Source organism: Bremerella volcania, assembly GCF_007748115.1.
GTDB classification, from domain to species: Bacteria; Planctomycetota; Planctomycetia; order Pirellulales; family Pirellulaceae; genus Bremerella; species Bremerella volcania.
Genome location: NZ_CP036289.1, coordinates 5820386 through 5846119, shown reverse-complemented (window position 1 = coordinate 5846119; position 25734 = coordinate 5820386). Strand labels below are relative to the sequence as shown.

Sequence of the window (25734 nt, the reverse complement as noted above, 5' to 3'; positions counted from 1 at the left end):
CGAACGCGTAAGTCTGTCTGGGTAATGTGCCGTCAAAAACTGACGTGCTTAGATAGTGTCCTGAATTCTTCCAGTGGCCATCTCTTCGCTCGATGTTCTGGACATACGGCACCATAAAACATGACGTGCGTTCAGCTAGCCAAATCGAATAGCACCAACTTCGGGAACTGATAGACTGAAAGGTTGAATACGACGAGTATTACATTGAAACTCCCTTACAAGTCCTTATCTTGGACCCAATGAGAAGGAGGTGCCCTCGATCATTCTTGTTGTCCTCGCATGAAATAGACGGTCGTCTAGTAGGTCTAGGTTTTGATGAGGTAAGGTGTCATGATTGACCGTCTAACGCCAACCATTCGACCGAATCAGAGAGTGCGTGGATATCAGCGATGGCGATCATTGCTGTTTCTGCATTGGCCGGTTCCTTTTGAAACTTTACGGCCATTGGTGCCTGCTGGTCTGGAGATCGATCACTTTGACGGGGTCGCTTATGTTGGCGTGGTTCCCTTTGCAATGAAAGGAGTCCGCAATGCCTGGTGGCCGGAATGGGCTTCGATGACTTTTTTAGAGACGAACGTCCGTACCTATGTCTATCACGGTAGCCAGCCAGGCGTCTACTTTCTTTCGCTCGATGCGGCCAATCGTTTGGCCGTTTGGGGTGCTCGGCAGTTTTGGGGATTGCCTTACTATCATGCCCAGATGAGCCTGAAGCGAACGGAAGACAAAGTCGTCTATGAAACCGAACGACCGTGTGGCAGCGTGCGACATAAGGTCAGCTATCGAATTGGTCCACCACTGGAACCTTCGCAACCGGGGTCGCTCCAGCATTTCTTTCTCGAACGCTATTACTTGTTCCTGGAGCATCGCGGAACACTCTATACCGGCCAGGTACATCATGTGCCGTATCCTGCTCACGAGGTCGAAATATTGGCTATCGAGGATACACTGTTGAATGCTTCAGGTCTTGCAATCCCACCAGACCCACCCTCTTTTGCGCACTTCTCGCCAGGCGTCGATGTTGAAATCTTCGGACTAAAGCCCCTGCCTCGCACGCCGTGAGATCAGAACGTGGTCACCTTCCCGCTTTCTGAGGGATAGCCTGTGATGGCATCTTCGGAGCGATCGTTACAAAGCGATCGTTTTACGATTGATGCCAGGCACATGATCAAAAATGATCCTTCATTCTGTCGAATCCTCTTCATGAAATAATATCCGCGACCTAAGTTTTTTTGATTGCTAAATGTCGCCACCATGGGGGTGGCCGACCCTAGATCTGGCTGGATCTCGATTCGAGGCGGAACGAGATGCCATAGAGAATTCGTGCGCTACCTTCACGGAAACACTGAATCATGTCGTCCGCCCTGCCTCAACTCGATATTGCTTGGATGCTTATCTGCGCCGCCCTGGTCATGTTGATGCAGGGAGGTTTTTGTCTGTTAGAGAGCGGTCTGGTCCGCGCCAAAAACAGCTTTAATGTGGCGCTGAAGAACCTGGTCGACTTTTGCGTGTCGGCAGCCGTGTTTTGGGTGTTTGGCTTCGCGATTATGTTCGGTGCCAGCTATCACGGATGGTTTGGGACAACGATGTTCTGCCCTGGCGAGGACTCATCTCCCTGGTTGATGGCGTTCTTCATCTTTCAAATGGTCTTCTGCGGTACGGCGACGACTATTATCTCGGGTGCGGTTGCCGAACGTATTCGCTTTCGCGGGTACTTCATCATTGCGTTATTAGTCTCTGGTGTCATCTATCCATTGTTTGGCCATTGGGCTTGGGGCGGTGCTGCCGATGGCGCTGCTTCTGGCTGGTTGGCCCAGGAAGGGTTCATCGACTTCGCCGGCTCAACGGTTGTTCATTCGGTGGGCGGCTGGGTGGCCTTGGCAGCAATCCTGGTCATTGGGCCACGCATCGGTCGTTTTGACGGCGACCGCCCTGGTATTCATGGTCATAACTTGACGCTGGCAACGTTCGGCGTGTTGATGCTGTGGTTTGGCTGGTTCGGCTTCAACGGCGGTAGCACTTTGGCAATGAACGACTCGGTGCCGCTTATCATCGTAAACACGAACCTGGCCGGAGCCTTTGGTGGACTAGCCTGCTTAGCTTGCTCGTGGACCATTCATCGTCGTCCTGACGTTGGACATACCATGAACGGCGCCGTTGCCGGGCTTGTGGGCATTACGGCATCGTGTCACATCGTGGCCCCTTGGGCAGCCGTTGCCATCGGGTGCGGGGCCGGCGTGATCTGTTGTCTGGTTACGGAACTACTTCCCAAGCTAAAGATCGACGATGTCATCGGTGCTTTTCCCGCCCACGCGTGTGCCGGTGCGTTTGGAACACTGGCACTCGCATTTCTGGCCGACCCGAGTCATTTCGGTGAAGGGATGACGGCGTGGTCGCAGTTCTGGGTGCAATTGAAAGGCGTTACCGCATGTGCTGCGCTCGCATTTGGCGGTGGGTTCACGTTGATCTACTTGATCAACCTGGTGATGCCTTTCCGCACATCGGCCGAACATGAAGTCGCAGGCTTGAACATCTCGGAACATGGTGCCAGTACCGAACTGATTGATCTACTAACGAACATGTCACGTCATCGCGAGCAAGGAGACTTCTCGCAAAAGGTCGACATCGAGCCGCATACCGAAGTCGGGCAGATTGCCGCCGAATACAACCGCGTGCTCGAATGCGTCAATAAGGAGATGAGGCAGCGAACCGAGGCCGAGGCGCGATTCCGCGGAATCTTCGAGAATGCCGTCGAAGGGATCTATCAGACGACACCTGATGGTCGGTTCATGACCGTCAATCCGGCGCTAGCTCGGATGTTGGGTTACGAGAGTCTCGTTGATTTGACGGACTGCATCTCGGACATCTCCAGCCAGGTCTACGTCGAACAGAATCGACGCGCTGAATTCATCGAGACGCTCGACCAGCAGGGAGTCGTGTTTGGATTTGAGTCCGAAATCCGCCGAGCCAATGGCGAGACGATGTGGATCTCGGAAAACGCTTCGGTTCGACGTGACCTGGAAGGGAATGTCTCGTACTACGAAGGCACCGTCGAGGACATTACCGAGCGGCGTAAAGCACGCTACTTTGAGGCAGAGCGTAACGCTGCCGACGCGGCCAATCGCGCCAAAAGCGATTTCCTGGCGAGCATGAGTCACGAAATCCGTACGCCACTCAACGGTATTATTGGCTTTCTCGATCTGTTGGCCGCGACCAGGCTCGAGAGCAATCAACAACGCTTTGTGGATCTGGCGAAAAGTTCCGCCGGAACGCTGCTGCACTTGATTAACGACATTCTCGATCTCTCGAAGATTGAAGCCGGTGGCATCGAGTTTGAATCGACGGAGTTCGTCGTCCACGAACTGGTGGAATCAGTCCCCGAGATGTTCTCGCCGCAAGGACGAGCAAGGGGGCTGGAACTTAACTGTTGCATTGGGCCTGATGTTCCGCAGGCCGTGATCGGCGATCCGGAGCGAATTCGACAGGTCTTGATCAACTTGTTTGCCAATGCGGTCAAGTTTACGGAACATGGTGGCGTGAACTTGCATGTCACCATGGCAGACAAACAAAGCGATCCGAACATGCAGAACCAGGCCTGCATTCAATTCGCGGTGGAAGATACAGGGATTGGCATCCCGCAAAGTCGCCTTGATCGATTGTTCAAAGCATTCTCGCAGGTCGACGCCTCAACCACGCGCAACTACGGTGGAACTGGACTCGGGTTGGCGATCTGTAAACAACTCGTCGAACTTATGGGTGGCGAAATCGGTGTCGATAGCGAGGCAGGCAAAGGTTCCACATTCTGGTTCAGGATTCCTCTGCAGTGCACTGAACGATCGACCTGCGACGTCATTCCGAACGTGCATGGGCTTCGTGTGCTGGCGGTTGATGACAATCACATGAATCTGCAAGTGCTCAAAGAGCAACTGCAATCGTGGGGAGTCGAGGCAACCACGGCCAGTAGCGGGAGCCGAGCTCTTGATTTGATGAGGGAAGCCGCCGAAAGGAACGCACCCTTCCAGTTGGCTATTCTCGATCACATCATGCCTGAGATGGATGGCCTAACGCTGGCCGATCGAATTCATGGGCACGAAGCATATCGCGATACCAAATTGTTGATGCTTACCTCTTACGATCGCGATATTTCCAGCGAGGTCCTCAAGCGATTGGAAATGACGTGCCTGACCAAGCCGATTCGCCAGTCGCGACTGCTCGATACGCTCGTATCGTTGTCTGGTGGACGGCGTTCGAGCGAGACGCAAGCTCGCTTGGAAGCCGAAACGATGCTGCTCAATGATCGGCGCCATCAAGATGCAACGATCATTGTCGTGGATGACAACGAGATCAACCGCCTGGTTGCTCATGAGATTCTTCAGGCTGAAGGCTTTCAAGTTATATTGGCCGAAAACGGACGAGAGGCTGTCGACAAGGTGAGCGGGGCGGATGTCGACCTGATCTTGATGGACTGCGAAATGCCCGAAATGGACGGATTCGAGGCGACACGTAAGATTCGCCGGATGGCATCGCTAACCCATCCGAAGCTCCTTGATTTGCCAATCGTGGCACTCACCGCGCAAGCCATCAAGGGAGATCAAGAACGCTGTCTTTCCGCTGGCATGAATGACTACGTTATGAAGCCAGTAAATCGCCAGCAGTTAATTCAGACGATCCTGAAACAGCTTGACCAGCGAAAGTCATCGTCGGCCGCCGAGGCAACTGGCGCAGATGAAATATCGTCAGAGGTCGCTGAGCCTGACGCTGGTCAAGAAGAGCAAATCTCGATCGCCGAACTGCGTGAGCGTTGCGGTGGCGACGAGAGTTTGATTCAGCGTGTTCTTCAAAAATTTGCTGACAAAGCAAAGTCAGAGATCGTACTGCTCGAGCAACATGTTCGTGACGGAAACATCGACAAGGTTGTTCAAGTTGCCCATTCTTTGAAAGGGATGGCGGCGAACGTAGCCGCCCAGCCCGTTTCCAAGGTAGCAGGAACCATCGAATTGGCAGCTAGAGAGCAGCAGGCGGAAGGATATGAACTTTTAATGAAAGAGCTCAGTGAAAAGTTCGACACGTGCGAAGCAGTAATTGCCCACCTGTTAAACGAAGGTAACCGTAAGCAGGGAGATCGATAAGCATGGATACGCGCATCAGCATTTTAGTGGTTGATGATGATGACATTGCACTCGATATGGTCGAGAGCTATTTGACGCGGGAAGGCTTCTTAGTGTTCACCGCGCTCAATGGTGTCGAAGCGGTCAAGCAGCTTGAAGAGAATGAAATCCAGATCGTCGTGACCGACTGGGAGATGCCGATGATGAATGGCCTGGAACTCTGCCGCGAGATCCGGGGGCGTTTCACCGAGCACTACATTTACAGCATTTTGCTGACCAGTCGCGGCCGCAATGATGAGATCGTCGAAGGCATGGCATCGGGTGCGGATGACTTCATGGTCAAGCCCTTCAACCCGCCAGAACTCTTAGCGCGGATCAATGCCGGCGTTCGTCTGATCGGGTTGGAAACACGCGATCTGGTCATCTTCTCTCTGGCACGTTTAGCCGAATCGCGTGACACGGAAACAGGCCAACACTTGGAGCGAGTTCGCCAGTATTCGCGCCGCTTGGCCCGAGAAATGTCGACCCTGCCGGAGTTTGCTCAGGTGATCGACGGTGAATTCGTTCGTCTTATTTATCAGACGAGCCCTCTGCACGATATTGGCAAGGTTGGCATTCCCGATGGTGTCTTGCTCAAGCCTGGCAAGTTAACCAAGGACGAATTCGAGGTCATGAAAAAGCACACGATCCTTGGAGCGGAAACGCTTGACGCCGCACTCAAGCAGTTTCCCAAAGCCAAGTTTCTGCAAATGGCCAGAGACATAGCAGTGGCCCATCACGAAAAATGGGATGGCAGTGGGTATCCATACGGATTGAGCGGCCTGGAAATCCCTCTTTCAGCTCGTATCGTTGCCGTGGCCGACGTGTACGATGCGTTGACAACCAGGCGCATCTACAAGGAGGCTTTCAGCACGGATTACGCGGAAAACATTATTCTCGAAGGAAGCGGCAAACACTTTGACCCCGAAGTTGTGCGGGCATTTGAAGCTTGCAAAGAAGACTTTGTGCGTTTCGTCGAGCAGTATTCCGATCCTGTTGAAGCGGAGTGTGAAATGACAGCGACTAGCTGACGAGGGATGCATCCCAATCTACGCGAGGTTAAGATGGAGGGCTCTGTCCAATCCCCCTTCTCCTTCCCTTCCGACTCTCGCGTGCATCATGAACTGTCAAAAACTAAGCGTCGTCGCAATAAGCGCATTCCTGATTTCTATTACGCTCGGAATCGCTGTCGGGCAAGATAAGGCCAAACTGCCCAACGTCATCGTCGTCATGGCGGATGACCTGGGAATTGGCGATGTCTCGGCAACCAATCCAGATTGCAAGATCAAGACGCCGAATATCGAGCAGATGGCTACCGAAGGCCTCACGTTTTTAGATGCCCATACGCCCAGCTCGGTTTGTACTCCGACGCGATATGGTCTTCTAACGGGGCGATACAACTGGCGTTCACGACTTGCTCGTGGTGTTTTGAGTGGAACGAGCGAACATCTTATTCCTGCCGATCGCCCCACGCTGGGTCACTTAATGCAAGCTGCTGGCTACCACACAGCGATGATCGGCAAGTGGCACCTCGGCTGGGACTGGCACAAAGAAAACGGCAAGATCGACTTTACTAAACCGGTCACCAATGGTCCTGACATCAACGGCTTCGATCAGTACTACGGCCATTGTGGTTCGCTCGATATGCCTCCGTACGTTTGGGTCGATACTGGGCAGGTCACCGCGGTACCCCAGCGCGAAGAAGGAGTAACGTCCAAGGAAGATCGCTATGGCTGGTATCGTAAAGGTCCGATCGGGCCTGACTTCGTCATTGAGCAAGTCCTTCCTCACCTGTTCGATAAGTCGATTACCTATGTGAACGAGCGGGCTGAGCCAGAGCACGCAGGCCAGCCCTTTTTTCTGTATCTTCCACTGCCGGCGCCCCACACACCGATTGTGCCTATCCCCCCCTTTAAGGACGCCAGCGGCTTGAATCCCTATGGTGACTTCGTTATGCAAGTCGATCATCACATGGGAGAACTATTCGCGGCGCTGAAAGAAAATCAGCTTGACGAGAATACGTTGGTTTTCTTTACCAGCGACAACGGCTGCTCGCCTCAGGCAAACTTTCCGCTCCTCTTGGAAAAAGGGCATGATCCCAGTTCAGGCTATCGCGGCCACAAGGCCGACATCTACGAAGGAGGCCATCGAGTTCCCTTGATCGTTCGATGGCCCGGACACATTGAAGGGGGACGTAAGACCAGCGCCCTGGCTTGTCTGACCGACGTCTACTCAACGCTGGAAGCGATCACCGGCCAGTTGCGTAAGCCAACCGGCGGCGAAGATGGCTATAGCTTGGTCTCTGTTTTTGAGGGGGAAGAATCGTCGGGACGCGATACGCTCGTTAGTCATTCCATCTCGGGGCACTTCGCCATTCGACAAGGCAATTGGAAACTGTGTTTGTCTCATGGAAGTGGAGGCTGGAGCGATCCAAGAGAGCCTGCGGCCATCAAGCAAGGCTTGCCGAAGATGCAGCTATTCAACTTGAGTTCCGACCCCGGCGAGCAAGATAACCTGGTGGAAAGTCACCCTGAAAAAGTCAAGCAGCTATTAGAATTGCTTGAACGTCAAGTCGAGCAAGGACGCTGTACGCCAGGTGAAAAGGTTGAGAACGACCGCAAGATTACCTTCCTGTCAGCAAATTGAGATTGGGTACACAGTCTTCCGTGGACAGTCTTACGGCTTTGATCGCTTTATGGCCTATGCCGATAGTTGGTGGGTGAGCAGGGGGGCGAATTGAGGTCTCGAAATCAATTGTTGTCCTCGAAAGATGGTATTTCTTGAGGCAACACCGAACTGGGAAGCTCTGGCAGACGCTCGTCCGCAAGAGTTCGAACAATCCTAACGATTCGTCGTTCCAATAATTCTTTGGGAGTTAGCGACGTACCTCGGTTAATTTTTTCTAGCTTGTCGTTGAATTTGCGATGCAGTGAGAGAGCGTTTTCGGTCTGATTCTGCAGCTGGACGCCCCAGCTATTCTCAATGTTTGATTCTAAGTCTAAGACAATCTCTTCTGTATGCTCAGGCGTCTCTTCCAATTGAACGAAAAGCTCTTCAATTTCAGCGTGGTTATCCCGGACAAATGATTGAAACTGGGCTGAGCTCAATTTGGTTGTCTCGTGTAAACCAAGTCGTAGTTGACGGCGTGTTGTTTCTTGAAGCCACTGGCGAATTTGTGGCGATGAGCCGATCAACTGTTCGCTCATCGCCTCGGCAATATTCGGCGCCTGAGTTTTGATCTCGGTAGTGAGTTCCCTTCGGAGTTTGGGGTAGTTCTTGCGAATTTCCTGTTCTGCTTGTTCCGCAAGGTTTCTCGGCTGAATCCGTTTGCGGATATCCAAATAGGTATCCACAGAAATTCCGATCAGTTCAATTAAAAACAACCCAAGGAGTACGGTCGTGAATCGGTTACTACAAAAGAAATTGGCAGAAGACGGATGTGATTGGGATGGCGAGGACATTGTAGACTCTCCACAAGTTGATATGCGATTATCATGACTCAGCGGCGAACGTGGCACCGAAGGCTAGTCGAGAACGGCCTCTTCCGCCTCTTGGGTAAAGGCGAGCACACTCCAGTCGACCGCATAATCTCGTAGCTGTGTTTCCAACGAGGGCTCACCGGGTTCAGGTGTCTCCAATGGTTGGATGTTCTCCCATGAGGCTTGTGTTCTTTGGGCTTGTTCCGCGAACTGTTTCACTCGATAGCGATCAATGAGGCGACCACCCACCTTCTCAAATTCGGCTATCAGTCTATCCAGCGACTCCTCATCGGCATGATCGGGGAACTCGTCAGCGAGAACTTGTCGATGCGCTCTGAGGAAGTCGCCATACTCCGCCTTTAATGCGTCGATGAAAATGTCGTCGGCATTTTCTGCGAATTTACCCCCTTCAGTACGCAGGGTATTGATATAGCGGTCACGATCTTCCTTGAACTGCTGAGAAATAGCGATCCCCAAAGGAGGCGCTAACTCGGCGACAACACTTTTCACCTCCGATTCAATCTCAGGGGCATTTTTCGCAATTCTTTCGCGGACTTCTTCCGCCAACTTTTCTTCATTGATAGGTACTTGGCTTCTTCCACCAAGGGTCAGATAGCTCCAGGTGGCAAAAATTGCTAAGACCATCAAGCCGAGTAATACATTGTTGATAGTTGCGAGACTCGATGAATGTGACGAGTGGGGATGAGGCATCGGGGCGCTTCGCTTTCCGTTATAAGACGAGGTGGCGAACTGTAGCTCTCGGAGACTACGAGAGAAGACTCAAACAGTTATGTGCAAAATGTGCGCCGCGGTGGATTCGCATCGAACCATGATGCGACGCGCGCACGAAAAAACCTCTTCGAGCGATGAGCTCGAAGAGGTTCTTCAATATAAATAAGGTAGTGACTTGCTTGAGGGATGGTGGTCGTCCCACTTGAGGTTCGTGTTGGGTTCGTGAAAACCACTTGAACCAAAAGTTTTCCTTAGAAAGGAGGTGATCCAGCCGCAGGTTCCCCTACGGCTACCTTGTTACGACTTAGTCCCAATCGCGGAGTTCACGTTCGGCGCCTGCCTCCCGAAGGTTAGCTTAGCGACTTCGCGTGCACCCCACTTTCGTGGCTTGACGGGCGGTGTGTACAAGGCTCAGGAACATATTCACCGCGGTATGCTGACCCGCGATTACTAGCGATTCCGGCTTCATGCAGGCGAGTTGCAGCCTGCAATCCGAACTGAGCAACACTTTTTGGGATTTGCTAGATCTCGCGATTTTGCTTCCCTTTGTATGTTGCATTGTAGGACGTGTGCAGCCCTAGTCATAAAGGCCATGAGGACTTGACGTCATCCCCACCTTCCTCCGGTTTAACACCGGCGGTCTCTCTAGAGTCCCCGACATGACTCGCTGGCAACTAGAGATAAGGGTTTCGCTCGTTAAGGGACTTAACCCGACATCTCACGACACGAGCTGACGACAGCCATGCAGCACCTGTGCAAAAGCTCTCCGAAGAGCACTCTCCCCTTTCAGGGAGATTCTTAAGCATGTCAAGACTAGGATAAGGTTCTTCGCGTAGCCTCGAATTAAGCCACATCCTCCACCGCTTGTGTGAGCCCCCGTCAATTCTTTTGAGTTTCAGCCTTGCGACCATACTCCCCAGGCGGAGCACTTAACACTTTCGCTACGACCGAGAAACTGTGGGAGGTCCCTCGATCCAGTGCTCATCGTTTACAGCTAGGACTACCGGGGTATCTAATCCCGTTCGCTCCCCTAGCTTTCGTGCCTCAGCGTCAGAAGAGACCCAGTGAGCCGCCTTCGCCACCGGTGTTCCTGATGATATCAACGCATTTCACCGCTCCACCATCAGTTCCGCTCACCCCTATCTCCCTCAAGCCATGCAGTTTCAAACGCAGTTCCACGGTTGAGCCGTGGGATTTCACATCTGACTTGCATGGCCGCCTACGCACCCTTTAAGCCCAGTAATTCCGAATAACGTTCGGTCGGTTCGTCTTACCGCGGCTGCTGGCACGAACTTAGCCCGACCTTCCTCTGAGGTTTGGTCAAAATTTCCTTCCCTCTGACAGCGGTTTACAACCCGAAGGCCTTCATCCCGCACGCGGCATCGCTCGGTCAGACTTGCGTCCATTGCCGAAGATTCTCGACTGCAGCCACCCGTAGGTGTCTGGGCAGTGTCTCAGTCCCAGTGAGACGGGCCACGCTCTCACGCCCGCTAACCATCGTCGCCTTGGTAAGCCATTACCTTACCAACTAGCTAATAGTAAGCAGACCCATCTCCAGGCGCCGGAGCTTTGATCCGTAGATGTTATTGGGCATTACCGCCAGTTTCCCGACGCTATTCCCAGCCTGGAGGTAGGTATCTACCTGTTACTCTCCCTTTCGCCGCTGTCCCCTCGAAAGCAAGCTTTCTTGGTTCTCGCTCGACTTGCATGCCTAATCCATGCCGCCAACGTTCATTCTGAGCCAGGATCAAACCCTTCAATTAAATATTTGCTTAACTAAAACGACCGAAGCCGAGTTAGCGTGTGAGCAAGTTAGCAATCGAAAATGTTTGAACTAGCTACTAGATTTCAAAAAAATTGAACTAGCTTGAGTTCAAATAATGATCGTCCCTTTAAGACTGCAAGCAATCTCAAAGAAACCCAACCACCATTGTTCTCAAACAGAGGTCACTACCAAATTGTCAAAGATCAAAAGCTTTCGCTTCTCCCTGTCGGCGTCAGTTGCTCCAGGTGAGACGGTATATCCTATCGCTTCTTGGTCTGGCGTCAAAGGGGCTCGCGAGGTTTTTGTTTAGAAAAGATGAAACCGCGTCGTAACGTGCTGACTCAAAACATATTACGGCGATGCGAATTCCGCGGAAACGTTTTCCTTTTCGACCGGATTGGGCCGTGCGACCCTGTAAAGCGTGGCTTGGATCTTGTATTTTACGGGTGGTGCAGCGTGCGTTTTGCTGCAGCCTGATTTTAGCTGCCATAGAAGAAGGGCACGAGTGTCATGATGTGTCGTGGAGTTCGCGGTGCGACGACGGTTACGCACAACGATCGGAACGAAATTCTCGAAGCGACCCGGCAGCTATTAGCCCTTATGATTCGCCGGAATGGAATTGATCCCAAAGACGTTGCCAGCGCGATTTTTACCGTGACGAGCGATCTGGATGCAGAGTTCCCTGCACTCGCAGCGCGGCAGATCGGTTGGATGGATGTGCCTCTGATTTGCACGCACGAAATCAGTGTCCCTGGCTCTTTACCGTTATGTTTGCGAATTCTGTTGCACTGGAACACGGATAAAGCCCAGAACGAGATTCACCACGTTTATGTACGCGATGCTGTCAGGCTTCGCCCGGATTTGTGCCAGGTTCCTGAGATCGATTGGGAGGAACTTGAGCAGTGGATCGAGCAGCAAATGGCAGGCATGAAATAGGACTATCTCAGTAACCTTTTGTCTGCAAATGGGTTATGGCAAAAGTGCGAGTAGGGTTCGGCTAGCACTTGGTATGTGTTGGCACTCTAGTTGCTTCATTTTCTTTAAATGAAGTGCCCCCGTGTCGAGCGGGGCGGTTGCCCACTGTGTGGGCATTTTTTTGTGCCTGGCTTTAGGGGTAATAAGTTGAAAACCCCGTATTATTGCGGAGGATCGAGGTAATTGTCTATGGTCTTCATCTTAAGTTAACGATACTATTGCTAATACCTCATCTGCAGTCGATTGACGCGGCAGGTGCCCCACTGCCAGACATCCATAACTCACTCCAGAGTGGCAAGACTGGCCACTAGAAAAGGAGGCTCGTATGCAGGATGTAATTGCGGGCTACTTCATCGTAGGCATCGTTAGCCTTGGTGGCTTCTTCGCCACAAGAGCCTGGACCAGGGACTGGTCTGTATTCGCTCTGAATCAATTCGCGGTTATCGTGGTCGCCATTGTCGCGTTCTATACGGCTTTCGTTTGGGAAAGTCTGTTCCTCACTGAACTCTTACCATTCTCGAATTTAATCATTCTCAGCAACATCTATCCCCTCGCGGCGCTTGTGCTTGCCGCGATCGCGTCGAACCGCTTACGCGACCAAGGGTGGCGGCGTGCCATCCCCATGTCTGGCCTGCTCGGAGCTGGTGTTTGGTCGTTGATATATCCAGTGATGGGACAAGCGCCAGAATGCCAGATGAACTGGGATTCTCAGGGTATCTGCTACCAGACCACAAGCCAGACATGTACAGCCGCCTGTGCGGCGACCTTGCTGAACTACTACGATATTCCAACGACGGAAGAAGAAATGGCCGAGCTTTGTTTGACTCGGCAAGGAACTTCCTGGAAAGGCTTTTACCGCGGGCTGAAGCTTAAAACGCAGGACACGCCTTACCAGGTGCGGATGGGATATCTCACGCCGGATGAACTCGCTTCCTCGCGGAGGCCCGTGGTTCTACGTGTTGGCAAGCGAGCTTGGTTCGGCAGCAGCAACGCCGCAGGTTTGCCAGATGGCTGGAAAGTTGGCGAGATCCACTCGGTCGTCTGCCTCGGACAGATCCAAGGCTACTATGTCATCGCCGACCCGAATCCAGAAATTGGCATCGAGTTTTGGAGCGAAGACGAGTTGCTGAAAGTGTGGGATGGCCATAGTGCTCTGCTTGAACGCAGCTACGAAGGTCCGCCGTTCAAATACACGCGTAGTGGCCTCGAAAATATCCGGGCGCTCGCCGCTCGTTAGACTTCCCACACGCAGCGAATCGACTGCGTCTCAGTAATCAGATGGTCCACCGGAAGGTCGTTAGGCTCGGTCGGAATGTCTGCGAAAATCTGGCAATCAAATGCGAGGGCAATCTTCCTGCAATCGCTTCTTAGTTGATGTAGAAGGCGGTCGAAATAGCCTTTGCCGTAGCCAATTCGATTCCCGCGCCGGTCGAACGCAACACCTGGCATCACCAGCGTATCGATGGTTTCGGGAGAAATCGTTCGTTCGGCACGCAACTCGGCGATCGGTTCGCTTATGCCGAACGTGCCCCGCTCAAGTTCCTGAAGATCGGTGAGGAGAAAGAGCCCTAACTGGTTGTCTGCCAGGCAATAGGGGACCACGACTTGCCCTCTCCTGAGCAGTACCTCTCGCAAGATCCCCATCGTCTTCACTTCATTGCGTACACTGACATAGACCATCCAGGTGGAATCTTCGTGAAACGGAAATTCCTCAAAAAGTCGGCGGCAAATGGCATCGCTTCTCTGACCACCGTCGTTGAGTGCTTGGCGTCTAGCGATTGCCTGACGGCGAATATCGTTCTTTTCTGAGGAATCCATGGTAGTCGCCGGGAATTCCGTCTAACCGAACAGAGCCATCGTCAGACGCATGCCGGTAAACCAAAGATAGAGACTAGCCACCGTACGAGTTAGTGCGGACAGCAAAGACAATATCGAAATCCCAAACCCTACCCAGCGAGTCGTGGAACGTCGATGGGACAGGAGATAGACATTCGATATAACGGCGACAGCCGCGAGGAGTACACCGAGAATCGAATAGTAGCAGACAATATTCGCAAGCAAGGCAAGTATTGAGCTGCCAAGACTTGGGTAGTCCAGCGGAAGTGAATCGATAAACCTTCTAACCGTCGGGACGACTGCCTGTGAATAAGATGGCACCGTCTCGGTTTCTTCGGTCTCTTCTTCAATGATCGCAGCGATCGGTTCATCTTCCTCCGATTCCTCTGGCGCAAGATAAATTGCCAGAACCGGAGCCCTGCGAATGGGAGGAACTTGAAGCTGGACCGTTTGGGTAGAACCAGATCCGTCGAGTCCCGAAGTTCTAACCGTTTCACTGCGAATGAACGGCGTGCCGCATTTCCAACAGCGGTTGACTGCTCCCATGAGCTCTTCACCACAGTTGCTGCACACGACGCTCATGTCTGGGGCCTGAATCGAGAGGTACTTTTGTTGAAATGCAACACAAAATGTATAAATTGACGCAGGGCTGCAATCTTGTGGAGTCGCGCCAAACGGACTACTCTAAAAAGTTTACCGTGAATAGCCAAATATTCTTCTATTCATAGTCATCCTCCTAGAAAAAAGCGGGAAAACTGCCCGCGAGTCGACAAGGGCTCTCAGGGGATCCCATTCGTATCGTGAGAAGTATGTTGAATCTGAAAACTGTGATGGTCCGGATCTGTTCTTTAGTGCTCTTGGTTTTGACCTCCGCAAGCGGTTCAATGCTGCACGCCGAAGTGCCCGAGCCGGAAGTTCCACAACTTGCTCCTGCTTCCGACGAAGGCGAAAAGGCAATCTCCGGGTTCAAAGTGCCTGAGGGGTTCAAAATGAGCCTCTTCGCAGCTGAGCCAATGATCGCGAATCCGGTGGCATTTTGTCTGGATGATTTGGGGCGTGTCTACGTCGCGGAGACTTACCGACAAGGCCAAGGAGTCGAGGACAACCGAGGTCACAACTATTGGTTGATCGACGATCTCGCGGCGCAGTCGGTTGCCGATCGGCGGGCCTACATTTTAAAGCATCATCCCGAAGCCGCTCAAAAGTACACGCAGCATGACGATCGCATTCGCATGTTGGTCGATACCGATGGCGACGGTAAGGCCGATCAAGATACGGTCTTTTCTTCCGGGTACAACGATATCGTGGAAGGAACCGGAGCTGGCGTGTTGGCACTCGATGGCAGTGTCTACTACACCAACATTCCGCATGTGTGGAAATTAAAAGACGTCGATGGAGATGGTGTCGCTGATGAAAAGAAGTCCCTCAGCGAAGGGTACGGCGTTCGATTCGCGTTTCGCGGACATGATCTGCATGGTTTGACGCTAGGACCCGACGGCAAAATCTATTTCAGCATCGGTGACCGTGGCTACAACATTGAAGTCAATGGTACGCGTCTCAAAGACCCAGGCTCAGGAGCGGTGTTCCGTTGTAATCCCGATGGATCGAACCTGGAAGTCTTCTGCACCGGGCTTCGTAATCCTCAGGAACTTGCGTTCGACGATTTCGGCAACCTCTTTACTTGCGACAACAACTCGGACAGTGGCGACCAGGCCCGATGGATCTATCTTGTTAAAGATGGGCACACCGGCTGGAATATGGCATACCAATACCTGAGCGATCGCGGACCATGGAACCGAGAGAAACTGTGGCATCCGCATCACGAAGGTCAGGCTGCCTATATCGTTCCGCCAATCCTGAACATTTCGGACGGACCGAGCGGACTGGTTTATTACCCAGGCACAGGGTTTGGCAAGCAATTCGACGGAACGTTCTTCTTATGTGACTTCCGCGGTGGCCCGGCGAACAGCGGTATCCGCACGTTCCGCATGAAGTCGAAGGGGGCAGGCTACGAACTGGTCGACTCCGAGCAATTCCTCTGGAAGTGCCTGGTAACGGACGTTGATTTTGGCCCAGATGGTGCCATGTACGTCAGTGACTGGGTCGATGGTTGGACAGGCCTGAATAAAGGACGCATCTACCGCCTGACCAAGGATAACCCGGAAGACGCCAAGCTCATCGCGGAAGTGAAAGAGCTTCTCCCCAGCGATTTCACGACGAAGCCGGACGAGGAACTACAGCGCCTGCTGGGACACGCCGATCGCCGAGTTCGGATGAAAGCACAATTCGCACTGGCCGCTGGCGACAAACTCGACGTGCTTAAGTCGGTGGCTGCCGACAGCAGCCAACCCCAATTGGCCCGGCTGCATGCCATCTGGGGCATTGGGCAGATCGCGGAAGGGGAAGCCAAGATCGCCGACCGCGTGAAGACCGTCGAATTGCTTTCTACGCAATTAGTGAAAGATGAAGACCCAGAAGTCCGGGCTCAAGTGGGCCGCGTGCTGGGAGAGCTTCGCGTGATCTATGGGCTTCCGGAATTACTGGAAGATGAGAACCCACGCGTTCAATACTTTGCCATGATCGGGCTGGGCAACGCCGGACCGCATGGAGATCCGAACCAGGTCATCGATCGTGTCGCTGCGATTCTGGCTAAGAATGCCGATCAAGATCCAGTCTTGCGTCACGGCGGCGTCATGGCGATGGCTGGTATGCGAAGTCTTCAGTCGTTGGCTGACCTGGCGAATCACCCCTCAGCCAGCGTGCGTATTGCAGCCGTAGTCGCACTGCGGCGGCTCGAGAGCCCAACGGTTGTTCGCTACTTGTCGGACGGCAACGAATTGGTGGTCCTGGAAGCCGTTCGTGCCATTCACGATTTGCCGATGGAAAGTGCGTTGCCCCAGGCAGCCCGGTTAATCGATGCTGGCTGGAAGAACGACGCTTTGCTCCGTCGAGTGCTCAATGCGAACTTCCGCCTGGGCGATCCGGAGAACGCCGAAGCGATTGCTCGTTTCGCTGCGAGAAGCGACATGCCAGAGGCGATGCGATTGGAAGCGTTAGCCATGCTGGAAACTTGGGATAAGCCAGGGCAGTTGGATCGCGTTATTAACTTCTATCGCCCGCTGGAAGAACGTGATCGCGAGTCCGCCAAGGAGGCTTTGGCGACGGCTCTTCCAAAACTGCTGACGACGGATGAAGCCGTTCGGAACAAGGCCGCCAAGCTGGCCGCCTCGTTCGGGATCAAAGAGGTCGCGCCCGTGCTGATCGGGCTCGCAACCGACGCCAAGCAATCTGACGAAACGAGAGCTGATGCGATTGCCGCTTTGGTTAACGTTGATCCGGACAAAGCAAAGCCGATCGCACAGGAAGCATTGAAATCGGATCAACCCTTGGTTCGAGCCGTCGCGCGAGATCAACTGGCTAAACTGATGCCCGTTGCCGCGGCCAAGCTACTTGCCGAAGGAATTGCTGCCGATTCGACCATTGAACGTCAACAAGCTTTGGCAACGCTGGCCAGTTTGAAGCCGGCCGGTTCCGGGGAAATCGTGGCTTCGGCAATGGAAAAACTTCTCTCCGGTCAGATGCCTGAGGACACGCGTCTCGATGCGATTGAAGCGGCTACGGCATTCAAGGACTCGCCTGAAGTTTCCTCTCTCCTGGAGAAGTACCGTTTGTCGCTTGATCCGGCCGATCCGCTGGCCGAATACCGAGTGGCATTGGCAGGTGGAGACTTCGAGCGAGGCCGGAGGATCTTCTTCGAGAAGACAGAAACTTCGTGTGTTCGCTGTCACCGCGCCATGGGGACCGGGGGCCGGGTTGGACCGGAACTGGATGCCCTGGGGCAGACGAAGTCGCGTGAGTATCTGCTCGAGGCCGTCGTTCAGCCAAATGCCAAGATTGCCGAAGGGTTTGAATCGATCCTGGTGCTGACCGTCGATGGCCAAACCTATTCCGGTGTTCTCAAGGAAGAGACCGACGAGGCCGTCAATTTGGTCGATGCCGATGGCAAACTGATTACGATTCCGCAGGGTGACATTGAGGGACGTAAGAGTGCGAAGAGCCCGATGCCTGAGGATGTCTACAAGCATCTATCGAAGTCGGAACTGCGTGACCTGGTCCAGTTCCTGGCTAGTTTGAAAAAGGATGGCTCCGCAGCTGGCCACGAGTAATTACTTCGTGCTGTTCTCGAAAAACTTCCAAAGCTCGGCGGTCGCGTCGAGCTTACTGGTAATTGGGCCAATCAAGCGAGGTGGCAGGTTTCGGCTGGCACCTCGCCATTGATGACCGTGCCCTTTGAGGTAAAGAATGGTCAGTTCGGGACCATTCTTTCGCGACCGATAGCGAACTTTCTTAATCGCATCGTCGTCTGCCGTGGTTGTCGGTTCCGTTTCGCAGCCGATCGCTTTAGCCCACTTCTCCATCAGGTCGGTAACCGGCGGCGTTGTTCTCGTGCCCCAGGGAAGTGAAGACTCGCCTCCGTCGATTGGTAGCACAGGATCTTCCGTTCCGAAGATGAACAGTGTCGGCAGTGGCTTGGTGGGCTTGGGGTCTTCCACCGCGACCATGCCCGCGACGGTGCCGATAGCAGCGAGGCGATCGGCCATCTCGGCACCCAGGCGAAAAGTCATTCCACCCCCGTTACTATGCCCGATGGCGAAGACGCGGGCCTTGTCGTAGGGAACCTTCTTCGCAAGATCGTCCAGCAATAGGCCAATGTAGGCAACGTCGTCGATCTTCGATCGGGGCGAGCCTTCGCGCAGTTGTCCGGAGTTCCACAGTTGCGGATTGGCCAGGAAGTTGCTTGGGAGTCGCGGCCTGGCCGGTAGTCCGTTCGGAGCGACGACGATAAACCCTTTTTCGTCGGCCAGCTTGGCCCAGTTGTCGTGGTCTAGGATCGACTCGGCCCCACCCCCTGCCCCATGCATGGCGATCACCAAAGGTGGAGGCATCTGAGCGTTGTAGTTTTTAGGAATATGTACCAGTGCAGTCCGTGTGTACCCCTCAGACTCGGTCGAGATTTCAAACTGACCGGCCGTCGGCGGCGACGGGATTTCGGCTGCTTGAAAGGTTTTGCCACCCCAAAGTAGCCAGCCGACGACTCCTGTTAAGAGAAGCAATACGACCCAGCGGCGATGACGGAACATGGCAACCTCGCAGAGTGAACGGGTGATTAGTTACCAGGTATTACCTGCGAGATTGCCCGACGGTTTCGATAGATTTAGGTTCCGAGAATGACACCACCGTCGACTCGGATGGCGGCTCCGTTGGTAGCACTGGACAGTGGCGAGCAGTAATAAGCCGTTGTATTGGCAACTTCTTCGACCTCGGCAAATCGCTGAATCAGGGAAGTTGGCCGAGCATGGTTGAAGAAATCTTCCTCGAATTCTTCTTTCGACTGGTTGGCTTCTGCGGCCAATTCTCCGACAAACTGAGACACCCCTTCCGAGGCGGTCGGTCCAGGCAGAATTGCGTTCACGGTAACGTGCGTCCCTTTGGTTAGACGGGCAATACCGTTTACCAGTGAGATGTTCGCCGCTTTGGTCATACCGTAGTGGATCATCTCGGACGGAATCTGAACGCCGCTTTCACTGGAGATGAACAAGATGCGCCCCCAGTTGCGCTGGAGCATCCCAGGCAGCACAGCACGCGTTAGTCGCACGCCGGACATTACGTTTACCTGGTAGAAACGCTCCCAGTCCTCGTCGGGGATCTCCGTAAACTCTTTCGGTTCAAAGATCCCGGCATTGTTGACCAGAATGTCGATTTGCCCCGCCTTATCGAGCAGTTCGCGACATCCCTGCGCTGTCGATACATCGGCGGCGATGCCACGTGCGCCGTGCCCGATCGATTGAGCCGCTGCCTGGGTCGATTTCTCGCTACGGCCATTCACGATGACGTTCGCTTCTTCCTGGGCCAGAACCTGGGCGATCGCGTAGCCGATTCCTTTGGTCGAACCGGTAACCAGGGCATTCTTGTTCTTCAGTTGAAGATCCATGAGACCATCTTTCTATCAAGTAGTATTCGGGAAACGCAGGCAAAGTCAGAGCGTTTGCCCGTCGATCGAGTTGCGTAAATTCATTCAGAGCCTGCCCATATCCTACAGCGAATCTACCATGGCAAGCCAAACTTGCGCTCGACCGAACAAGCTAAGTAGATGACACAATCGAGTAAAACGCGATAGTGCGTGTTGAATCCGCATCTACCGATTTCTCACGCGAGATTGACACTTTACCAACTTGGATGCAGGGGCGCGCAACCGAATTACAGGTCACATTCGCAGCAATTGAAGCTTCTCAAACAGCTTGCCTTGACCACGGTTCCCTAACACGACGATTTTCCGCCACTTGCATTGGTCGTCCAGATAGCCGAATTCATCGGGGTTATCCGTTAATGTGAAGTTCCTATCGAAGGCTCTTCAAGCTTGCCAGAGGAAGTCAATGCATGAACTGGTTCAAGTCCGGCCTCGTTGTGGTGGCTTTCTTCGCTGAGGATGGCCCCAGGGGCGAAGAACTCGATGAAGCTTACCTTGATGGAGTAGCCGACGGGAACTAGAAACAGCACTAAGACCGTGGCGAAAATTTCGCCAAACGCGATGCTCGTTGCCATCGGGATGAGAAGCTGGGCCTGGAGGGAGGTCTCCGTCAGAAGTGGCGATAGACCGCCCACTGTCGTAATGGTGGTCAGCAACACTGGGCGAAAACGCCGCGTTCCAGCTTCAAGCAGAGCCTCTTTGAGCGGCATGCCGGCGTGCACGCGCTGATTGATGAAGTCCACCAATACGATGGAGTCATTCACGACGATCCCGGTCAGAGCGACCAGGCCGAACATGCTGAAGAACGTGAGGGGAATGCCCATGATCGCGTGTCCTGCTACCGCTCCGATCGCTCCGAAAGGAATGATGGCCAAGATCAAGATCGGCTGGAAGTACGATTTGAATTCGAAAGCAAGCAGCATGAACATGGCGACCAACGCGACAATGAAGCCATTGAACAGGCTGCCCATCGATTCGCTGCGTTGTTCGTTCTGCCCTTCCCAGGAGACGCTGATGCCAGGGTATTCTTTTAGGAGCTTCGGAATGAAGTCTGCTTTGATACCTGCAACGATTTCGACTTCATTGCCACGTTCAGAATCGACATCCGCGGTGATCTTGATCGAACGCTTTTGCTTGACGCGGTTGATCTCGGAATAGCCGCGAACGATATCCACTTCCGCGAGTTCCGTGATCGGACGCTCGATGCCGTCGTTCAGGCGAATGCGGATATCATTGAACGATGCCAGACGATGACGATCCTCTTGCGGGTATCGCACCATGATTTTCACTTCGTGGCGTCCACGCTGCACGCGCATCACTTCCTGGCCGTAGAAAGCGGCCCGAACAGTTTCGGCCAGGTCGGCCGTACGTACCCCTAATGCCTGGGCGTCCGGCTTGATTCGGAAGCGATATTCCCACTTGCCTGGGATCGAGTCATCCGAGATATCGATCAGGCCCGAGTATGTTTCCATATGAGCCTTGGTTTTCTCGATCGCTTCCTCCAACTGATCCATGTGATCGCTGTCGGCCAATAGGCGAAACTCAATCGGCGTCGCGCCGGGGCCCATCGCCTGCGAGGCGATCGTTAGCGACTCGGCGCCAGGGATCGGGCCAAGTTCCTCTCGCCAGGCGGTGACGATTTCCATGCTGCTGATTTCGCGCTGCTCGGTATCTTGCAGTTCGATCTCGACGCTTCCGACGTGGCTACCGCTGGCCTCATTGGCATTTGCCCCAGGAGGCCCACCATTGGAAACCTGCGAGCCGACCGTGCGAAACGATACTTGTCCCAAGCTCTCACCTTCCGGGGAAAGTCGATCGTTGACGGCCCAGAAGGCTTCCTCGATGCGTTTGGTCCACTGCTGCGTGACGCGTTCAGGTGTTCCATCTGGGAAGGTAACCTGCGCTTGTACCGTGTTGCCATCGAGCTTGGGAAAGAACTCGATCGGAGTAATGCCAGAACGCACGATCGCAAAGGTAACCAGAATCGACGCCAAACCACCCCCACAGACGATGATGCGGTTGTGCAGGGCCCAGTGCAGGGAGGGTTGGTAGACGTTTTCGATGAACCAATTCAGAATCTTCGTGGTCGTATCGCTGGCCCAATGAACGATGGGCAACATCCAGGCAAAGATGAACAGTGCCCAGCCCAGGAACCTCATGAAGCCATCGTTCTTGTGGGCCAGGTGGCACGGCAAGATCGTCAGGCATTCAAACAGTGAGGCAATCAGGATGGCAATGATCGCCATCGGCATCACTGCCATGAATTTGCCCATCACGCCACTGACAAACAGCAGCGGCATGAATGCCATGACGGTGGTCGCTGTCGATGAAGAGACAGAACTCATCACCTCCGACGTGCCATCGACGGCTGAGTCCATCAGGGACTTGCCCATAAGCCGGTGGGAGTAGATGTTTTCTCCCACGACGATTGCATCGTCCACCACGATGCCCAAGGCCATCAGGAATCCGAACATGGAAATCATGTTCATCGTTTCCCCGGCGGCAAACAGGTAGATGCCAGCGGCAAACAAAGAGAACGGGATCCCCAGCGAAACCCAGATCGCCAGCTCGAGATCGAGGAACAAGATCAAAAGCACGAAGACGATGATCAAGCCGTAAATCGCGTTTTCTATCAGCAAGTTCAAACGCCCGCGGACTTCGACCGACTGATCGCTCCAGGTCAGTATTTCATAGCCGCTAGGCAGCTCTTTTTCAGCGACGTACCTCTTGACCGCATCCACCATCTTCAGCAGGTCTTCATCCGAGCTGCGCGAGATGGTCAAGGCCATCGCTGGTTTCCCTTGGATGTAGGCCCGAGATGTGGTGTCGGCCAGTTCGTCACGTACTGTCCCAAGGTCGGAAATGGTCAGCACGGCGCCATCCAGTTGGGTAATCAAGGGCAGCTCCGCGATGTCGTCCCCGGTGGTGCGGCGATTGTTACCCCGTAGCAAGACTTCCTGAGACTCGCCACGAATGGTACCCGCTGGCAGTTCGCGGTTTTCCCGCCGGATGATCTCGGCCACGTTGTTCAGAGTTAGGCCATGCGATCGTAAAATCGATTCGTCGATCTCGACGTCAATCTGATAGTCGCGGTTATTGATGAAGTCTACCTGAGAAACGCCGTCGAGCTGAAGCAGTTCATCGCGGACCTTTTCCGCGACGGCTCGCAATTGGAGCTGAGCTTCCTCTGAGTCAAACTCGGGGCCAATCACTCCCACGCGAATGGCCGGGCGTCTTGTGGTAACGCGGCGTACTTCCGCGTCTTCAGCTTCTGCCGGAAAGCTTGGGATGCGATCGATTTCTGAGCGGACTTCGTCCAGCACCCGGTCGGGATTCAGGACAGAAGAGTGCAACTCGATAACAACACTCCCGGCGCCTTCGGCGGCGACGGAAGTGACCTTCTTGATGCCATCAAGCGAACGCACTGCTTCTTCGATCTTCTGGCAGATCCCCTCTTCAACCTCTTGGGGGGCGGCTCCAGGATAGGGAACCTGGACGAGGATCATATCGAGATCGAAATCGGGGAACGTCTCGCGTTGCATCTGCGAAAGCGAGACAAAGCCGACCAAGATCGCGGCAACCATCAAGATATTCATGGCGGGCGTGTTGGAAATCGCCCAGCGAACAATGGACTTCATGGCTACTGAATTACCTCGACTTTCGCGCCGTCGAAGGGAGCCGACAAGGGGGAGACAACGACCTGTTCGCCAGGTTGAATCTTCCCTTCTCCGGCATACACCAAGGCTTCGTCTCCACTACTGACCGCAACGGCAACTTCTCGGCGTTGTAACTTTCCGTCTTTGACAACCCATAGTCGATTGCCTGGATAAACAGCCGGAATCGGGACGGCGACTAGCGGACTTCTGGGGTTGACGTGGACGTCGACCTGAACGTACATGCCCACCATGAGCGTCGGAACCTCGACCAAGGTGTCGACTTCTCCATTGTCGGTGATGCGTTTGACCTGAAGAGGCTCTTCGACCTGGACGCGGCACGGAATCATTCGCGTTTGTTGGTCGATCTGGCCACCATCGTAGCGCGTAAGTTTTCCGTCCCAGACGTAAACCTCGTTGCCAATGCGGTAGCTGACGGTGACCGGTGTTTCTGGCAACTCGTAGGCGCCACGTTTCTTAGTCTCGGTCGAACCGGTTGACGACTCCCAGAGCCACTTCATTTGGTGAGCTTGCAGGCTGCATTTTATTTCCAGCTTTGAGGTGTCACGGATCGTGCAGATGGCCGTCCCTTTTTGCAGATAACTGTCTTGCTCGACGTTGTCCTCAACAACCATTCCATCGATCGGCGAGGTGATCGTCGTGCGACTGAGTTGTAACTGGGCGGCAGAGATTTCCGATTTCGTGCGATCACGCACGTTTTCCAGCCGCGTCTTGGTCGCTTTCAGCAGAGCTAGTTGATCGCGCTGCGTTTGCAGAGTGGTCTTGGCGCTGAGTTCCGCTCGTAGGGCGTCATCCAGGCTCGACTCCGTCGTGGCATTACGGGTGACGAGACTGCGAATGCGGTCGGTTGATCGCGTCTGAATGACGAGATTCTCAGAAGCCAACTCGATCTGACCTTCGGCGGCGGCGATCTGAACGTCCATTTCGGCGATGTTGTCTTCGGCCTGTTCCAGCTCCTCTTGCAGGCGTTCCAATTCCAAGTCATAGTCGCGACGGTCGATCAAAACGATCGGCTCTTTGGCGGAAACCGTTCGTCCGATGCGGAGCTTGTCGGATTTTTCGATGACCCTGCCAGCGACTTCGGCGGCCAGGTTGATTTCGCGATAGGGGACGACGACCCCGCCGACCTCAAACGTAATCCCGGAATCATGCGGCTGAACCGTTTGGATTTCGACAAGCCGGATGTCCTCCGGCGGTGGCTGGTCCGACTCGGTCTTCGCTTTCCCCAAGAGGATAATGGCAGCGACACCACCTCCCACCAAGCAGAGGGAGATGAGAGATTTCAGGACTAGCTTTAAAATGCCGGAAAACTTCGACATGGAGCGTTCTCAGATGAGAGGACGGACAATTTGCCAATTTGATTAGCTACGTTAGTATTAAACACGCGTTTAACTCGATGGTATCTCCGTAATCCTAAAAAAACAATCGCAAGATCTGAAAATTCATGAGTTCATCACCGCCTGACGCCAAACAGCGCCTGCTAGAAGCAGCCATTCAGGAGTTTGCCCTGCATGGCTACGATCATGGTACGGTTCGCCGTATCTGCGGTAAGGCAGACGTGAACGTGAACGCGGTGAAATACTACTTCGAGGATAAAAAGGGCCTTTATATCGAGGCGGTCAAAGAAGCCCACCGGGCTCGGCACCGGTCAATGGCCCCCAGCGGCTTCATTCCGCCAGGAGATAGTCCCGAGATCGCCCCAGAGGTTCGTTTGCAGGGCTTCATTCGCCAGATGGTGACCATGGCTATGTCGGCCCAGGATCGAATCGATCACAAGCACTTGCTGATCTTTCGCGAAATGGCTGATCCTTCGGAGGCAACCCAGGACATCGTTCATGAATTCATTCGTCCTCACTTCGAGCGATTAAACGACATCTTGAAGGAGCTTTTACCCGAGGGAACGCCGGAGGGGGATCGGCACATGTTCGCGTTTAGCGTTGTAGGGCAGTGTATGCATTACAAAATGGCGGGACCAATCATCAATATGCTCATCTCACAGGATGAACTGCAGGCCCTAACCGCCGATCGTGTGGCCGAACACATTTATCAGATCGTGACCGCAGCGATTCTCCAAAGAAAACAAGCAGATTCCGCTTGATTT

General features: G+C 53.8%; 16 protein-coding genes and 1 rRNA gene. 8 read left to right on the top strand and 9 right to left on the bottom strand.

The annotated features are described in order from the left end of the window. Nucleotides 1–330: 330 nt before the first annotated feature. The 4 genes from Pan97_RS23215 (at nucleotide 331) to Pan97_RS23200 (ending at nucleotide 7790) form a co-directional block, all read left to right on the top strand. Nucleotides 331–1059, top strand: a complete 729-nt coding sequence (locus Pan97_RS23215) for a YqjF family protein (RefSeq protein WP_144976795.1) — start codon at nucleotides 331–333, stop codon at nucleotides 1057–1059. A gap of 290 nt (nucleotides 1060–1349) precedes the next feature. After that, nucleotides 1350–5126, top strand: a complete 3777-nt coding sequence (gene amt / locus Pan97_RS23210; RefSeq protein WP_144976793.1) for an ammonium transporter — start codon at nucleotides 1350–1352, stop codon at nucleotides 5124–5126. Between the two features lie 2 nt (nucleotides 5127–5128). Further along, complete coding sequence (locus tag Pan97_RS23205) at nucleotides 5129–6175, top strand: HD domain-containing phosphohydrolase (protein WP_241676334.1); 1047 nt, start codon at nucleotides 5129–5131, stop codon at nucleotides 6173–6175. A gap of 88 nt (nucleotides 6176–6263) precedes the next feature. After that, the gene (locus Pan97_RS23200; RefSeq protein WP_144976791.1) at nucleotides 6264–7790 is read left to right on the top strand and encodes a sulfatase family protein; all 1527 of its coding nucleotides are present in this window, start codon (nucleotides 6264–6266) and stop codon (nucleotides 7788–7790) included. 104 nt (nucleotides 7791–7894) lie between these two features. Here the strand turns inward: Pan97_RS23200 and Pan97_RS23195 are convergent, their stop codons facing one another. The 3 genes from Pan97_RS23195 to Pan97_RS23185 all read right to left on the bottom strand — a co-directional run bounded on the left by Pan97_RS23195 (nucleotide 7895) and on the right by Pan97_RS23185 (nucleotide 11118). Then, complete coding sequence (locus tag Pan97_RS23195; protein ID WP_144976789.1) at nucleotides 7895–8605, bottom strand: hypothetical protein; 711 nt, start codon at nucleotides 8603–8605, stop codon at nucleotides 7895–7897. Between the two features lie 63 nt (nucleotides 8606–8668). Next, nucleotides 8669–9334 (bottom strand): hypothetical protein, encoded by a 666-nt coding sequence (locus tag Pan97_RS23190; RefSeq protein WP_144976787.1) that lies wholly within the window; start codon nucleotides 9332–9334, stop codon nucleotides 8669–8671. A gap of 276 nt (nucleotides 9335–9610) precedes the next feature. Further along, nucleotides 9611–11118, bottom strand: a 16S ribosomal RNA gene (locus Pan97_RS23185). Nucleotides 11119–11630: 512 nt separating this feature from the next. Between Pan97_RS23185 and aroH the strand changes: the two genes are divergently transcribed. After that, the gene (gene aroH / locus Pan97_RS23180) at nucleotides 11631–12056 is read left to right on the top strand and encodes a chorismate mutase (protein WP_144976785.1); all 426 of its coding nucleotides are present in this window, start codon (nucleotides 11631–11633) and stop codon (nucleotides 12054–12056) included. A gap of 364 nt (nucleotides 12057–12420) precedes the next feature. Continuing rightward, nucleotides 12421–13332: a cysteine peptidase family C39 domain-containing protein gene (locus Pan97_RS23175; protein WP_144976783.1), complete on the top strand. Its 912-nt coding sequence runs from the start codon at nucleotides 12421–12423 to the stop codon at nucleotides 13330–13332. Here the strand turns inward: Pan97_RS23175 and Pan97_RS23170 are convergent. Together Pan97_RS23170 and Pan97_RS23165 are read right to left on the bottom strand one after the other, a co-directional pair. Then, nucleotides 13329–13913 (bottom strand): 5-formyltetrahydrofolate cyclo-ligase, encoded by a 585-nt coding sequence (locus Pan97_RS23170; RefSeq protein ID WP_144976781.1) that lies wholly within the window; start codon nucleotides 13911–13913, stop codon nucleotides 13329–13331. The two genes, Pan97_RS23175 and Pan97_RS23170, sit on opposite strands and share 4 nt — an antisense overlap. Nucleotides 13914–13934: 21 nt before the next feature. Further along, nucleotides 13935–14513, bottom strand: a complete 579-nt coding sequence (locus Pan97_RS23165) for a hypothetical protein (RefSeq protein WP_144976779.1) — start codon at nucleotides 14511–14513, stop codon at nucleotides 13935–13937. 302 nt (nucleotides 14514–14815) lie between these two features. On the opposite strand from Pan97_RS23165, the gene Pan97_RS23160 reads away from it, so the two are divergent. Then, nucleotides 14816–18097: a PVC-type heme-binding CxxCH protein gene (locus Pan97_RS23160; RefSeq protein ID WP_196782196.1), complete on the top strand. Its 3282-nt coding sequence runs from the start codon at nucleotides 14816–14818 to the stop codon at nucleotides 18095–18097. On the opposite strand, the gene Pan97_RS23155 is transcribed toward Pan97_RS23160, so the two are convergent. From Pan97_RS23155 to Pan97_RS23140, 4 genes are all read right to left on the bottom strand, one after another. Continuing rightward, nucleotides 18098–19072, bottom strand: coding sequence for an alpha/beta hydrolase family esterase (locus Pan97_RS23155; protein ID WP_144976777.1), 975 nt, complete (start codon nucleotides 19070–19072; stop codon nucleotides 18098–18100). A 74-nt stretch (nucleotides 19073–19146) separates the two neighbouring features. Beyond that, the gene (locus Pan97_RS23150) at nucleotides 19147–19923 is read right to left on the bottom strand and encodes an SDR family NAD(P)-dependent oxidoreductase (RefSeq protein WP_144976775.1); all 777 of its coding nucleotides are present in this window, start codon (nucleotides 19921–19923) and stop codon (nucleotides 19147–19149) included. Between the two features lie 392 nt (nucleotides 19924–20315). Further along, the gene (locus Pan97_RS23145) at nucleotides 20316–23597 is read right to left on the bottom strand and encodes an efflux RND transporter permease subunit (protein WP_144976773.1); all 3282 of its coding nucleotides are present in this window, start codon (nucleotides 23595–23597) and stop codon (nucleotides 20316–20318) included. Between the two features lie 2 nt (nucleotides 23598–23599). Further along, a complete protein-coding gene (locus Pan97_RS23140; protein WP_144976771.1) occupies nucleotides 23600–24952 on the bottom strand; it encodes an efflux RND transporter periplasmic adaptor subunit in 1353 nt (450 codons plus the stop codon). A 125-nt stretch (nucleotides 24953–25077) separates the two neighbouring features. Here Pan97_RS23140 and Pan97_RS23135 point away from each other — a divergent pair, with 125 nt between their 5' ends. After that, nucleotides 25078–25731, top strand: a complete 654-nt coding sequence (locus Pan97_RS23135; protein ID WP_144976769.1) for a CerR family C-terminal domain-containing protein — start codon at nucleotides 25078–25080, stop codon at nucleotides 25729–25731. The last annotated feature ends 3 nt before the right edge of the window (nucleotides 25732–25734 follow it).